The 14,587-nt window shown below is 54.7% G+C and carries 14 protein-coding genes; 3 read left to right on the top strand and 11 right to left on the bottom strand.

Going from position 1 to position 14,587, the window contains the following annotated elements; translation table 11 throughout:
- Window position 1 precedes the first annotated feature (1 nt).
- Window positions 2–1,234 (top strand): bifunctional alpha/beta hydrolase/OsmC family protein, encoded by a 1,233-nt coding sequence (locus tag K355_RS0112370; protein ID WP_022732459.1) that lies wholly within the window; start codon window positions 2–4, stop codon window positions 1,232–1,234.
- Window positions 1,235–1,312: 78 nt separating this feature from the next.
- Here the strand turns inward: K355_RS0112370 and K355_RS0112365 are convergent, their stop codons facing one another.
- The 10 genes from K355_RS0112365 to K355_RS0112320 all read right to left on the bottom strand — a co-directional run bounded on the left by K355_RS0112365 (window position 1,313) and on the right by K355_RS0112320 (window position 11,878).
- Window positions 1,313–1,660, bottom strand: a complete 348-nt coding sequence (locus K355_RS0112365; RefSeq protein WP_022732458.1) for a RidA family protein — start codon at window positions 1,658–1,660, stop codon at window positions 1,313–1,315.
- A gap of 47 nt (window positions 1,661–1,707) precedes the next feature.
- Window positions 1,708–2,994, bottom strand: coding sequence for a M20 family metallopeptidase (locus K355_RS0112360; protein ID WP_022732457.1), 1,287 nt, complete (start codon window positions 2,992–2,994; stop codon window positions 1,708–1,710).
- 31 nt (window positions 2,995–3,025) lie between these two features.
- Window positions 3,026–4,171, bottom strand: coding sequence for an NAD(P)/FAD-dependent oxidoreductase (locus K355_RS0112355; protein WP_022732456.1), 1,146 nt, complete (start codon window positions 4,169–4,171; stop codon window positions 3,026–3,028).
- A gap of 17 nt (window positions 4,172–4,188) precedes the next feature.
- A complete protein-coding gene (locus K355_RS0112350) occupies window positions 4,189–5,241 on the bottom strand; it encodes a histone deacetylase family protein (protein ID WP_022732455.1) in 1,053 nt (350 codons plus the stop codon).
- 91 nt (window positions 5,242–5,332) lie between these two features.
- A complete protein-coding gene (gene kce, locus K355_RS0112345; protein ID WP_022732454.1) occupies window positions 5,333–6,262 on the bottom strand; it encodes a 3,5-dioxohexanoate:acetyl-CoA acetone transferase in 930 nt (309 codons plus the stop codon).
- A complete protein-coding gene (locus K355_RS0112340) occupies window positions 6,259–7,635 on the bottom strand; it encodes an aminotransferase family protein (protein WP_022732453.1) in 1,377 nt (458 codons plus the stop codon). The genes kce and K355_RS0112340 overlap by 4 nt, the downstream gene beginning before the upstream one ends.
- Window positions 7,636–7,686: 51 nt before the next feature.
- A complete protein-coding gene (locus K355_RS0112335; protein WP_022732452.1) occupies window positions 7,687–8,784 on the bottom strand; it encodes an ABC transporter ATP-binding protein in 1,098 nt (365 codons plus the stop codon).
- Window positions 8,785–8,890: 106 nt separating this feature from the next.
- Window positions 8,891–10,045 (bottom strand): extracellular solute-binding protein, encoded by a 1,155-nt coding sequence (locus tag K355_RS0112330; protein ID WP_022732451.1) that lies wholly within the window; start codon window positions 10,043–10,045, stop codon window positions 8,891–8,893.
- 112 nt (window positions 10,046–10,157) lie between these two features.
- Window positions 10,158–10,985, bottom strand: coding sequence for an ABC transporter permease (locus K355_RS23895; protein WP_033368854.1), 828 nt, complete (start codon window positions 10,983–10,985; stop codon window positions 10,158–10,160).
- A gap of 20 nt (window positions 10,986–11,005) precedes the next feature.
- The gene (locus K355_RS0112320; RefSeq protein WP_022732449.1) at window positions 11,006–11,878 is read right to left on the bottom strand and encodes an ABC transporter permease; all 873 of its coding nucleotides are present in this window, start codon (window positions 11,876–11,878) and stop codon (window positions 11,006–11,008) included.
- Window positions 11,879–12,042: 164 nt separating this feature from the next.
- Between K355_RS0112320 and K355_RS0112315 the strand changes: the two genes are divergently transcribed.
- Together K355_RS0112315 and moaD are read left to right on the top strand one after the other, a co-directional pair.
- Window positions 12,043–12,987, top strand: coding sequence for a LysR family transcriptional regulator (locus tag K355_RS0112315; RefSeq protein ID WP_022732448.1), 945 nt, complete (start codon window positions 12,043–12,045; stop codon window positions 12,985–12,987).
- Between the two features lie 78 nt (window positions 12,988–13,065).
- Complete coding sequence (gene moaD / locus K355_RS0112310) at window positions 13,066–13,317, top strand: molybdopterin converting factor subunit 1 (RefSeq protein WP_022732447.1); 252 nt, start codon at window positions 13,066–13,068, stop codon at window positions 13,315–13,317.
- Between the two features lie 73 nt (window positions 13,318–13,390).
- Here moaD and choV read toward each other — a convergent pair whose 3' ends face one another.
- Complete coding sequence (gene choV / locus K355_RS0112305; protein ID WP_022732446.1) at window positions 13,391–14,587, bottom strand: choline ABC transporter ATP-binding protein; 1,197 nt, start codon at window positions 14,585–14,587, stop codon at window positions 13,391–13,393.

Below are 14,587 nucleotides of genomic sequence, written 5' to 3'. Positions count from 1 at the left end.
GATGCCCGGAAAACCCGTTAAACTAACTTTTGACGGCGCCCATGGTGCCAAGCTGGCAGCAAGGCTTGATATGCCGACCGGGCCGGTGAAGGCCTATGCTTTGTTTGCCCATTGCTTTACCTGTACCAAGGATCTAAGTGCGGCGCGCAAAATTGCCGAGGCCCTGACCTTGCAAGGCATCGGGGTACTGCGGTTTGATTTTACCGGGCTTGGCGGATCAAGTGGTGATTTTGCCTCGACCAATTTTACATCGAACCTTGATGATCTTGAACGGGCGGCAGACTTTTTGCGTGATGAATTTCAGGCGCCGAAGCTTTTGATCGGGCATTCGTTGGGCGGGGCGGCGGTTCTGGCCGTTGCCGACCGCGTGCCCGAAGCAACCGCGATCGCCACGATTGGCGCGCCGGCCGATGTTGATCACGTCACGCATAACTTTGCCGCCCATCTTGACGACATTAAAAACAACGGTGAGGCGGAAGTCTCGCTCGGCGGGCGGCCGTTTGTGATCAAGCGCCAGTTTGTCGATGATCTGGCCAATCATGATCTTGCCCGTGCGGTTGGTCAGATGCGCAAGGCGCTTCTGGTTTTACATGCGCCGATGGATCAGACCGTCGGGATTGAAAATGCGGCGAAAATCTTTGACGCGGCCAAGCATCCCAAAAGCTTTGTATCCCTTGATGATGCCGATCATTTGCTGCGTGATCCGGCGAATGCGGAGTATGCCGCATCGGTGATTGCGGCTTGGGCGGGGCGGTACATTCCCGCCGATAAAGTGGTGGAAAATGACATCGGTAACGGTGTTGTCGTGCGCGAAACCGGGCAGGGCAAGTTTCAGGCGATGGTCATGGCCGGGCGTCATCGCATGCTGGCCGATGAGCCGGAAAATGTTGGCGGGTTTGACAGCGGCCCGTCGCCCTATGAGTTTTTGTCAGCCGCCCTTGGCAGTTGCACGGTGATGACGGTTCGGATGTATGCGGACCATAAAAACATCCCGCTTGAAGCGGTGCGGGTGGAAATCCTGCATGATAAAATTCATGCCGATGATTGTGCGGAGTGTGCCGAGGAACATGCGCAAAAAGGCGGCAAGATTGACCGGTTCGAACGCAAGATCACCTTTGTCGGCGACCTTGATGATGCAACCCGGGCAAAGCTTTTGGAAATTGCCGATAAATGCCCGGTGCATCGCACACTTGAAGCCAAATCCTTGATCGTGACCCGCGAAGAACGCGCCTGAACATAGCAGCATGGATCGCTTAAAACAAAACGCCCGGCCAGATTGCTCTGCCGGGCGTTTTTTGTGGGGTCGTTAAAATTACGGCTTGGCCGCAATAATCATGAATTCGACCAGAAAGTCAGGGGTGGCAAGTTTGGCTTCGCCACAGGCACGGCCCGGGGTGTGACCCTGCGGAACCCATGCATCCCAAACTGCGTTCATGGCGGCGAAATCTTTCATGTCGGCCAGCCAGATGGTGGTCGACAGGATGTTTTCTTTGCTCGAACCGCATTCGGCCAGAAGGGCATCAACCTTTGCCAGACATTCTTTGGTCTGGTTGGTGATGTCACTTTTGGCATCGCCAACTTGACCGGCAAGATAGATGGTGTCGCCATGGACAACGGCCTGGCTCATGCGTGGGCCGGTGTGAAAACGTTGAATGGTCATAAAAGTCTCCTTGATGTGAGTTCGGATAATTTATTCAATAATACGAATTAGCTAGCACGCTTTTGCACGCCGCACCAGTCGGCAATAAACAGGGCAAGGACCTCGGTGACTTCCATCATGCTGGCAATCGAAACCCGTTCATCAATGCCATGAATGCGTTCGGCTTTGGGGCCATAACAGGTGGCCGGGATGTTGCCGTAAATCTGGAAAAACCGGGCATCGGTTGTTGCGGTTGAGGCATAGTTTTTGATCGTGTTGCCGGTGACTTCCTGATGGATATCGCCCATCATCGTCATCATCGGATGATTGACATCCATTTCGCATCCTTCGGCCTGAAACCCGCGATAGGTGATGTCAAACGAAGCACCCTTGCACGCCGGGTGGTTGTCAATCGCACTTTGTTTGACGGCCTCAATCGTTTCGCGGACTTTTTCAAGTTCCATGCCGGGGTAAAACCCGACACGAATATCAGCAGTGCATACCGGCGGCACGGTTGATGCCCATTCGCCGCCGTCAATTTTGCCAAGGTTAAAGTTCACCGGGTGAACATGCGCGCCATAGGTGGCATGACGATGGGTCGGATGGTTCCAGATTTCTTCGACTTCTTTAAGAACCTCAAAGAAGCCAAAGGCAGCTTCAATCGCGTTGCTGCCGGCTGAGGTATCGAGAACATGCGCCGGGCTACCCGACACATGAAGCTGAAACCACATCACGCCAAGCTGGGCGGTCATAAGGGTTTGGTTGAACGGTTCGGGAATGATCGCACAATCGGCCTTGTACCCGGCATGAAGACAGGCCAGCGCGCCATTTCCGGTGCATTCTTCCTCAATAACCGATTGTAAAATCACCGGTGCGGCGGGTTCCAACCCGATATCGTGAAGGGCTCGAAGCGCGTGGCAATAGGCAATGATCCCGGCCTTCATATCCCCGGCACCGCGCCCATAAAGCCAGTCACCCTCGACATATGGATCAAACGGGCCGCGTCGCCATTTTTCCGTCGGGCCGGTTGGCACAACATCCATATGGCCATTAAGGATCAGGCTGCGCCCGGTTGGGGTTTTGGGGCGGTGCAGGCCAATGACGTTTTCGCGTCCGTCATAATCATCAATCACCGGCGGGGAAAATCCCGGTTGATCGCGCAGGGCGTCGATATCAATCGCAACCCGTTCGACATCAAGGCCCATATCGGCAAACTGATCGGCAATCCAGCCTTGTGCGGAGGCTTCGTTGCCGAGCATGCTGTCGTGACGTACCAGCGTGCACAGGTCATCGACCGCCTGCGTCGTGCGGTTTGTTACGGCCTTGCGCAAGCTGTTGCGATCAAAGCGGGTCATTGGTGTTTCTCCGTTTAGGCGGTGTAGCCGGTTATTTCCCGGTCACCAGCGACGGGCGGGTTGCCGAGAGCGCATCCTCGGTAATGCCAAGCTTTTGCATGTGGGCCGGGATGCCGCCGCCACAGATCAGGCTGGCGGCATATTCCCCCATGGCCGGTGCGGTTTGAATGCCATATCCGCCCTGACCGGCCAGCCAATAGAAACTGCCATCGGCGGGATCAAATGCCGAAACCGGATCGCCATCGGCAAAGAAGCTGCGCAACCCGGCCCAGCTTTCGCCGGGACGGCGGACTTCGATGCTGGTTGCGGTCATCAGCCGGTCAATCGTGATCGCGATATCGAGTTCTTCGGGCTGGACATCATGGGGTTCGGTCGGGGTGGTATCGGCGGGGGAGACCAGCAACCGTCCGGCGTCTTCCTTGAAATACAGGCTTTCATCAAGGCTGGCGACCAGTGGCCAGCCATGGGCATTCACATCCGATGGCAAATCCACCATTACGGCTGTGCGGCGTTTGGGCGTAATGCCAAGCGGGTTGACACCGGCCTTGGTGGCGATGTCATCGACCCATGCGCCTGCGGCATTAACGATGATATCACCGCTGTGGGTTTGCCCATTGCCAAGGGTTACCTGCCATGTGCCATCGGTTTTAGTGATCGCACTGACATCGGCCTTGGTGATCAACGTTCCGCCCAGTGATTTGAACTGGCGGATAAAGCCCCAATGAAGTGCGTGAACATCAATGTCCATGGCATCAGTTTCATGGGCCGCACTGGCAATCAGATCGGTATTGATCACCGGGATGATTTCTTTGAGCTCGGCCGGGGTCAGGGAAACAAAATTTGCCCCGTTTGCGCGGCCTTCGGTCAGGATTTCGTCAAGTTTGGCTTCTTCGCCGGGGGCGGCGGTCATGATGATGCCGCGCGAGGTCAGGATCGGGTGGTCGGTAAACCCGTCGGGCGGAGTGATGAAGAAATCCCGACTTGCAGTCGACATCTTGCGAATGATTTTGGGGCCATAGGTTTCGCTATACAGGGCCGCAGACCGGCCGGTGCTGTGATACCCGGGCTGGTCTTCGCGTTCCAAAACCGTGACGGACTTTCCGGCCTTTGCCAGAAAGAATGCCGCAGACATACCGGCGATACCGCCGCCAATAATCAGGATGTCGGAATGGGTCATTTGGGGCCTTCTGATGTCTAAGCGTTTTTTGGGGCGTTTTTGTCGTTGGTGGTGCGAAACGCGCTGATGAATTGATACAGGTTTTCTGCCAGCGTGTTACTGACATAACCCCCTTCCTGCACTAGCACGGTTGGGCACTTAAGGGTGCCAATTTTTTCACCGATTTTGGCAAATCCGTCCGGGCTGACGGTCAGGCCGCCAAACGGATCATCGCGCGATGCATCAAGTCCAAGGGCGATGACAACCGCGCCCGGATTGAAATCATCCATCACCGCCAATGCCCGGTCAAGTGCGCTGAGAAAGGCCGCATCACCGCTGCCAAGGGGCAGGGGATCGTTATGGTTAAAGCCAACCCCGGCACCTTCGCCACGTTCCTGCGCATGGCCCCAGAAAAATGGATAAAAATCACTGGGGTCGGCATGGATCGAAAGCGTCATGACATCATCACGGTCATAGAAAATATGCTGCGTGCCATTGCCATGATGCAGATCGACATCAAGGATCGCCACCCGGTCATATTTGGCGCGCAATTCCTGTGCGGCAATCGCACTGTTGTTGAGATAACAGAACCCACCGGCGATGTTGGAACTGGCGTGATGGCCGGGCGGACGACACAGCGCATAGGCCGTGTTGGCCCCGTCATCAAGGACATGGCGTGTGGCGGCAATGGCGGTTTGCGCACTGGCATAGGCCGAATACCATGTGGTTTCCGATACCGGACAGGATGTGTCGCCCAGATGGAAGCCTGCCTTACCGACATGATGACGCGGATAGGGACCATTGCGATCAAAGGGGTGAATATTGGGGATCACCAGTTCCGACCCACCGGCAGCTTGCCATTGCTGGTAGATGGTTTGAAGGAATGTCAGGTAATTGGCATCGTGAATGGCGGCAATCGGGTCCATCCCGAAATCACGCGGCGCACGCAGCGAAAGCCCAAGGCGCGATACCGCCCCGCTCAGGATTTCGGCGCGTTCGGGGACTTCGGGGATCGGTTTACGTTCACCGGCAACAATGAATGTTTTGCCGTGATGGCGTAACTGATCGTCTGAGAAATAGGCATGCATCATGGCTGCCGCCTTTCACGTTAAGCGTGGTCGTAACGGGTGATGGCGTCTTTGTCTTTGTGTCCTTGGCGCTGGTCGCGCGATGGTGTTTTGGCTAAAAGGCGACCTTATCGCCGCCTTTCAACCCAAGTTGAGCACGGGCATCATTGGGTGTTGCGATTTCAAGCGATAAACCGTCAAGAACCTCGCGGATTTTACGGACTTGGGATGCGTTATCGGGGGCCAGTTCACCCTTGCGCAGATAAAGGTTGTCTTCCAGCCCGACCCGCACGTTTCCACCCATGGCGGCGGCCATGCTGGCAAGTGGCATTTGATGGCGGCCCGCGCCTAAAACAGAAAACTGGTATTGGTCGCCAAACAGCTTGTCGGCGGTGCGTTTAAGATGGGCGAGGTTATCCGGGTCGGCACCGATACCGCCCAAAACACCGAGCACAAACTGGATGAAAATCGGGCCTTTGATCAGGCCGCGTTCAACAAAATGGGCCAGCGTATAAAGGTGCCCGACGTCGTAACATTCAAATTCAAACCGCGTGCCATTGGCTTCACCAAGATCGGCGAGAATGGTTTCGATGTCGGCAAAGGTGTTTTTGAAAACAAAGTCGCGGCTGTTTTCAAGGAATTCTGGTTCCCAGGCATGTTGCCAGTCGCGATCCACCGCAAGGGCGGGGAACAATCCAAAATTCATCGTTCCCATATTCAGCGATGCCATTTCGGGGGCGGCAATGCTGGCGGCGCGAATGCGGTCCTTGACCGTCATGGTCATGCCGCCACCGGTTGATATGTTGATCACCGCATCGGTTTCAGCCTTGATCTTGGGCAGGAATTCTAAAAACAGATCGGGGTCGGGGCTAGGAAATCCGGTTTTGGGATCACGCGCATGCAGATGCAGGATCGATGCCCCGGCATTGGCTGCATCAATGGCCTGTTTGGCAATGTCATCGGGGGTGATGGGCAAATGCGGGCTCATGGATGGGGTATGAACCGATCCCGTAATCGCACAGGTAATGATGACTTTGCGGCTCATGAGAGAGCTCCGGCAAGGGCAAGTTCGTCCTGAAGGTCGCTAAGGGCGGCGCGCAGCGGACCCAGAATGTCGGCAAACTGATCCGGGGTGATCGACATCGGCGGGCAGATCATGACGTGATCGCCGCGATACCCGCCGCGTGTGCGGCGCCAGTAAATGATCAGGCCCATGTCATAGGCGATATCGACCAAACGGGCGGCTGCCATATGTTTGGGATCAAGCGTTTCCATGGTGTTGCGGTTTTTAACCAGCTCAATCGCGAGCAACAAACCAAGGCCGCGCACATCACCGATCATGGTGAAGTCATCGGCAAGTTTACCAAGTTCGGCCTTTAACGCGGCCCCACTGGTCGCGGCATTTTCAAGAAGCCCGTCCTCATCAATGACATCAAGAACCGCATTGCCCGCTGCACAGGCCAGCGGATTTCCGGCATAGGTATAACCATGAATGAACCCGCCGTGATCCAGCACTGGTCCGACAATGCGGTCGGGCGCAATCATCGCACCGAGCGGGGCATAACCCGCCGCCAATCCTTTGGACACGGCAAGGATATCGGGCGTGATGCCCCAATGTTCGGCGGCGAAATATTTGCCGGTACGACCGGCCCCGGTCATGACCTCGTCATAGATCAGAAGGATGCCGTAGTGATCGCAAATCTTACGAATGCGGTGATAATAGCTGTCGGGTGCAACCAACGCCCCAGTCGCGGCCCCACCAACCGGTTCCATGATGAAGCCAAGGACGGTTTCGGGACCCTGTTTGAGGATTTCAGCCTCAAGCATGTTGGCATATTTGATGCCACGTTCATGGTCGGTCAGATCATCGCGATCCAGATAACAGGTTGGGGCGGGGATTTTCGGTTGATCGACCATCATCGGTGCAAAGGGCGCATGCATTGGCGTATAGCCGGTCAGGGCCAGCGCGCCCAGTGTTGCGCCGTGATAGCTTGGAAACCGTGAAATAACCTTGGTGCGTTGGGCATCACCCTTTGCCAGTGCATATTGGCGGGCAAGCTTGATGCAGCTTTCGACTGCCTCGGACCCGCCAGACACAAAGAAAACCCGTTCCAGATCACCCGGTGCACGTTCAGCCAAACGCCACGCAAGGTTTTCTGCCGCATCATTTTCAAAATGCAGGCGATAGGCAAAGCTGGCTTTTTCAAGCTGTGCATTCATCGCGGCGATCACGCGCGGGTCGCTATGGCCGATATTGCTGACCATGGCACCGCTGGATGCATCGATATAGCGTTTGTCATCGACGTCCCACATATAGACGCCTTTTGCACGGTCAATCAGCGGACGGCGTGACCGGCTTTGGTAAAACAGGCGGGATTCCCGGTTGTGACCGACCGGGGCTTTGTCGGTATGCGTCATTTTTGGTGGCTCTCCTGATCCGGTCAGATTGGCAAATCAATCTTGGTGAAATCAATCCTGGTGACCGGGCAACAACACACAATTACGGGCAGCGATATGCATAAAGATATCGGCACCTTCCTGATGGGGGCGGGCATCTATCGGATTTATGACCTGCCAGTCGCGGCCATTGGCTTCGACAAAATATCGGGCCTGTTGACCGAGATAATCGACAGTCTTGATCTTGCCGGGAATGGAAATAACGCCATCACCCGATCCGTCCTGTTCGGACAGGCCAATTTTTTCCGCCCGAATGACCGCACGGACGTCTTTGGAGCCATTGGCCTTGGCCGTTTGCTCATCGGTGGTCAAAAGCGTTTCGCCCGATTGCAAGTTTACATTGGTAAAGGCCGCATCGGGACCGCCAAGGGCGCCGGCAATGATGTTTGAATGGCCAAGGAAGTCGGCAACAAAGGCCGACGCTGGATTGTTATAGACGTCTTGCGGTGCGCCTTCTTGTTCGACAAAGCCATTGTTCATCACAACCAGTTTGTCAGACATCGCCAATGCCTCGGACTGGTCATGGGTGACGAATACCGTGGCAATACCCAGTTCGCGCTGAATGCGTTTGAGCTCAACGCGCATTTCTTCGCGGAGGTTGGCATCAAGGGCCGATAGCGGCTCATCTAGCAGCAAAACATCGGGTTCAATCACGATGGCACGTGCAAGCGCGATACGCTGTTGCTGGCCGCCAGAAAGCTGATTGGGATAGCGTTCGGCAACATTGGGCAATTGCACCAAATCAAGTGCACGATTGACCTTATCGCGGATGTCAGACTTGCTGGTTTTGCGGTATTTCAGGCCAAAGGCAATATTGTCGAAAATCGATTTATGCGGAAACAGGGCATAGTTCTGAAACACAAGGCCCAGATTGCGCTTGTGGATCGGCAGGCTGTTGACCCGCTTACCCCGGATCAGCAAATCGCCCTCTGTGATGTCGGTCAAACCGGCAATCATGCGCAATGTCGTGGTTTTGCCACAGCCCGACGGCCCCAGAAACGTGACGAAACTGTTGTCTGGTACGGTCAAGTCAATGCGTTTGACGGCAGTAAATTCGCCGTAGCGTTTGACGACATTTTGCAGTTCAACGGCGTTTTCGGTGTCTGCCATTGTTAAATACCCTGTCAGAAATAAGCCGCACCTTGAAAAAGGCGGCGAAGGTGTCCTGGCCGGTTGTGCAATGACCAGGACACCGGTTCACGTAAGCAGGAACGGCTTAGTAGCCGCGCTGCACACGGGAGAAGGTTTTCGACCAGTCAGCTTCGTTTTCGTTCCAATACGCCGGATCAAAGAAACTGAGTGACGAAAGCGTTCCGGACGGATCAAATGCTGGCAAGGTCGGGATGATCTTGCCAAGTTCGACTTTGTTCGGATCAAGGGCAGGCGGATAGCTTTGACCTTCGGCAACCGCAATCGCGACTTCGGGTTCAAGCATGAAGTTCAAAAGCTCTTCACAGGCAGCCATTGGGCTTCCGCGCAGAACGAAGATACATTCCTGCCACCCCAGACCACCGGCCGGATCATGATAGCCGATGTCATGGCCCTGATCCTGAAGTGCCTTGATGCGGCCAGACCAGCCTTCGGTGACATAGATTTCTTCTTCGGCCAGAAGGCTCATCAATTCCGCCCCTGAACTCCAATATTTCAGGGCCAGATCACGATGCGAACGGATCATGTCCCAAACGGCATCAATGTCCTTGATGTTGTTCGGATCCTGATCGGACTGAAGTGCGCCGTACCAGATACGAGTTTTCCATTCGCCCCAGCCGCCGATTTTACCTTTGTAGGCTTCATCGACCATCAGTTTCGCACCTTTGGCCTTGGCTTCTTCATCGCTGATGTATTTGCGGTTATAGGCAATGCCGGTGGTGCCATAGTCATATGGTACAGCCGACAGGGTGCCGCCTGTGATTTTGCGCAACGGCTCAATCAGGCTGGGGATGACGTTTTTCAGGTTCGGAATGTTGTCTTCGTTCAGTTCCGACGTCAGTTCCAGACCATGATAACGGGCATAGTCAAACACACCGGAAAGATGGGCGAGGTTAAACTCACCCGGCTGACCGGCTTTGACACGTGCGATATATTCATCCGCACCGCCAAAGGTGCCCGAGACAACGTCGATGCCGGTTTTTTCGGTATAGGGCGCGAAGGCATATTTCTCAAACGCCTCGGACACAACACCGCCCCAGCCGTCAAAGCGGACCTGTTCAGGGGTGGCTGCGTGGGCGTTTCTGGCCAGCAGGCCCATCGGGCCACCGGTCACACCGGCAACAACACCGGCTGCACCAAGAGCGGTTAGAAAAGTACGGCGGCTGATATCACCATCGCGATAGCGATTAAGCAGGCGTTCGTAACGTTTGGTATCGTCCATTTAAGGCCTCCTGATAAGGATTTATCCGTTAATCGGTTATGTTCTTGGTCGTTGTTATTGTATTGGTCTTGTTGTTGGTTTTGGCGGTTTCCCGCGATATTCAAGGTCCGTATTAGGCAGTTTGTTCAGAGCGGTTACTTGCACGATTGCTAGCGCGTATTTTGCGCATTGAAAGAACGCGTGATACCGATGCCGCCACCAGTGGCAGCGCAATGGTAAAGATCACCATCACAGCGCCCAGCGCATTGATTTCCGGGCTGATGGAATTGCGCAGCATGGCGAAAATCTGGGTCGGAACGGTTTCAACGCCGCCCGGTTTCCAGAACAGCGTGCCGGTGATGTCATCAAAGGAAATCGTGAATGAAAACAGCATTCCGGCCATCACCGCAGGCAACATCAAGGGCAGGGTGATCTCAAAGAATGTCTGGATCGGTGTGGCGCCAAGGCTCATGGCGGCTTCTTCTACGTCGCGGCGGATGGAGACAAGCCGGGCCTGAACCACCAGAACGACGAAGGGCAGGGTAAAGACCACATGCCCCATCAAAAGCAACCCAAAGCTTTTGGGCATGGACAAGAACTGCAAGAACAACAGCAATGCCACGGCCAGAACGACTTCCGGGATCAGGATCGGGGCAACCAACAGGGTCGAAATGGTCCGTTTTCCCGGAAAATCGTATCTGACCATGGCAAGGGCGGCGAGGGTGCCCAATGTGGTCGAAACCGCACTGGTCAAAAGCCCCAGCAAGAGAGATGTTTTAAACGCCCGCACAATGGCGTCATTGTTCCAAAGCGCATCAAACCAGCGCAAGGAGAATCCTTCAATCGGAAAGCCGCCAAACTGATTGGCGTTAAACGCCAGCAGGATCACAACCGCGACCGGCGCAAACAAGAACAGATAGACAAGGATCGTGGCAATGCGGATCAGGGACCAACCAGACATGATTTTCATCTTCTTGCCCCTTACTTGAAACTCTTGGCGATTTGATCGACGCCAAGATAACGGGTGTAGATGACGACCAGCACACCCAGAAGGGCCAGCAGGACGAGTGAAAGTGCCGATCCAAGCGGCCAGTTGAGCTGGGTAACGATGGCCTCAAACACCAGATTGGCAAACATCGCATCGCGCGGTCCGCCCAGAACAATCGGGGTGATATAGGTGCCCGCCGCCAGCACAAAGCACAAAAGCGATCCGGCGGCCAAGCCTGGCATGGATAGCGGCAGAGTGACTTCGCGAAATGCCTGCCATCCCGTGCAGCCAAGACTTTGGGCAGCTTCGGTCAGGTTTTTATCAATGCCATCAAGGCTGACATAGACATTGAGGATCATGAACGGCAGCAGATAATGCACCAGACCCAATACAACGGTCGTCTGATTATAAAGCATCTGGATCGGCTCATCGATGATGCCAATCGACAGAAACAGCGTGTTGAGCGCGCCCGATGTGCCCAGAATATTGATCCACGACATGGTGCGGATGATGTAGCTGATCCAGAATGGCAGCATCAGCATCAAAAGCAAAAATGCCTTGGATTTCATCGGAGTATTGGCAACGAAATAGGCCGGGATATAGCCAATAAACGCACAAATTACCGTGGTGTAAAAGGCGATGGCAAAGGTCTGAAACAGGATATCGCGGTAAAACCGGTCGCCCAGCACTTCGATCCAGTTATCAAGATAAAAGCCAACCTGATCCGCCCCGGTCGCGGTGCGCAACCAGAACGAATACACGACGATAAACAGCATCGGGATGATGAGTAACAACCCGACAGTTGCCAGCGATGGTGATAACAGCACCCACGGGGCTCTGCGCTCCCCGGCGATATCTGCGGCCATTTATGCCTCCCGTTATATGCTCCGGCTGTGCCGTGCGAATTTATTTGGCCGTGATTAAATGGTGAAGCTATTCCACCCCAGACTTGCATATAGCGCAAATAGATAAGTAGAATAGATCCCATAGCTAATGGCTATGGGACGCAAGGGAATGGGGGGAAACGGGTATGAATGAACTGCTGCGCCGCCAGTTTGACTGGAACCTTTTGCATACCTTCACCGTGATTGTCGAAGAACGTTCGATCACCGGGGCGGCCAATCGGCTGTTGTTGCGCCAACCCAGTGTCAGCAACGCGTTAAAGCGGCTTGAAGACCAGATTGGTGCGCGACTGATTGACCGGGAACGCGGCCGGTTTGAGGTCACCGAACAAGGATTGGCACTCTATCATGAGTGCCGGGAAATATGCGGCGCTATCGGGCGACTGTCTGATGTGATGTCAGACAGCGGCAATCAATTGACCGGGCATTTGCATCTTTGGTTGGCCAGTCATGTGGTGTTTCCGCCACTTGATGATGCGTTGTTCGAGTTTAACCGGTCCCATCCGGAGGTGACCTATGAGATCAATGTCGCAACATCGGGCCATGTGATTGATCAGGTCCTGTCCCAGCAGGCCAGCTTTGGCATCTGTCTGGTTCGCGAACAGCATCCTCGATTGGAATATCGCCGACTTTACCGTGAACATTTTGGGTTTTTCTGTGGGCCAACGCATCACTTGTTTGGCCGAAAGGACCTCAAACTCGCCGATTTAAAAAGCGAGGCGTTCGTATCTTTTTCCACCGATCAGCTTTCCGATGCGCTGGCACCCGTCGCCGTATTGCGCGCGCAGGAAGGGATGAAAGGCAAGGTTGTCGCGGTCAGTCCGCATCTCGAAGAAGTCCGGCGCTTGATCAATGCCGGGCTTGGCATTGGGCCGCTTCCGATCCACGTTGTGCAGAATGCCACGGAACGGGGGCAGCTTTGGCGGTTGCCGCCCTATGACGCGCCGCCCGCAATTGACATTTACCTTGTCACCAACCCGCGCATGTCGCAAAGCCGTGCTGAACGGTTCTTCATCGACAATCTAACGGCACGGTTGGAAAACGCGCCTGACGGATATTTTGTGTATCCGTAATCACGGTATCGGGACTTGCGCGATGACACTGATTGCGTAAGCATGTCTATCATTGAATGCCAACCATCAGGATTGAATATGAAGCTGGTCTATTTCTCGTGGGTCAAAGACCGTATCGGCATGGCCGAAGAAGCCGTTGAGCTGCCCGAAGATGTGAAAACCGTTGCCGATCTTTTGGAATGGTTGCCCGGACGCGGGGCGAATTTCGCCGATGCACTGGCCGAACCTGCCATCATTCGAGTTGCGGTTGATCAGGAATATGCCACACCGCAAACCGATGTGACCAAGGCATCGGAAATTGCCTTATTCCCGCCGGTAACGGGCGGATAGGCCGCATTTGAATTCCTCATACAAAAATGGCGGCCCATGATTGAGCCGCCATTTTTAATGTGATGATTTGAAATCAGTCCGGTGCAGATGCCGTCTGCGTCAGGCTGTCAAAGAATTCCCGGCGGCCCAAGGTGCCTGATATCTTGCCCTCGCGGGTCAGGATGACCGGGTTCTGGGTGATCGACCGCATTTCAATCAGGACTTTAAGAAGCACATCATCAGGTGCGACAAAGATCACCGAGTTATCGGTGGCATCAAGATCGACGGGCAGGGTGCCATCATATGTGATCAGCTTAAGCTGCCCGCTTTCAGTCGTTCTGGCGGCCTGAACCACCCCATCATCAAGCGTGATGCGAAGATCTTCATCGTCAATTGTGATGTCACCGGTTGCGTCGCGTTGATCCTTGGTCACGCGATGCATGATTGCGCGACCGCGCAGGATATTGACCGGGTTCATATGTGCAACAAAGTCGGCAACATAACCATTGGCCGGACGAAGCGCGATGTCTTCGGGCGTGCCATGCTGAACGACATAGCCGCCTTCCATGATCGCAATGGAATTGCCAAGTTTCATGGCTTCATCAAGGTCATGGCTGACAAACAGGATGGTTTTGTTCAGCTTTTCCTGAAGATCAAGAAGCTCGTCCTGAAGCCGGTTACGGATCAGCGGATCAAGTGCCGAAAACGGCTCATCCATCAAAAGGATCGGGGCATCGGTGGCAAACGCGCGGGCAAGCCCAACACGCTGTTGCATACCGCCCGACAGTTCATGGGCATATTTATCCGCCCACTGATCTAGGCCGACAAGGGCCAGCTTTTCATCGACGATGTCGCGGCGTTCCTTTGGGGCAAGGCCACGGAGCTCAAGCCCGAAGCCGACATTCTCAGCAACGGTCCGCCATGGCAGAAGGCCAAATTGCTGAAACACCATGGCGACACACTCACGGCGCAATTTGCGCAATGTCGGGCCATCGCACTTTGTGACGTCGACCGACCAGTCGCCATCATATACCCGTAGCGACCCGCGTGAAACTTTGTTCAACCCGTTCACACAGCGCAAAAGCGATGATTTACCAGACCCTGACAGGCCCATCAGAACGCAAATCTCGCCTTGTGGGACATTGAAGCTGACATCGGCAACGCCAAGGACGTTGTTTGTCACCTTGGCTATTTCTGCGCGTGTTTTGCCTTCGTCGAGCAGTTTTAGCGATTCTGCCTGACGGTTGCCAAAGATCACGTCGATATTATCAAATTCAACAGCATTGCTCAT

It is taken from the genome of Thalassospira lucentensis MCCC 1A00383 = DSM 14000, from assembly GCF_000421265.1.
Taxonomy (GTDB): Bacteria; Pseudomonadota; Alphaproteobacteria; order Rhodospirillales; family Thalassospiraceae; genus Thalassospira; species Thalassospira lucentensis.
The sequence above is the reverse complement of the archived record's forward strand: the minus strand, read 5'-3'. Positions and strand labels throughout refer to the sequence as shown.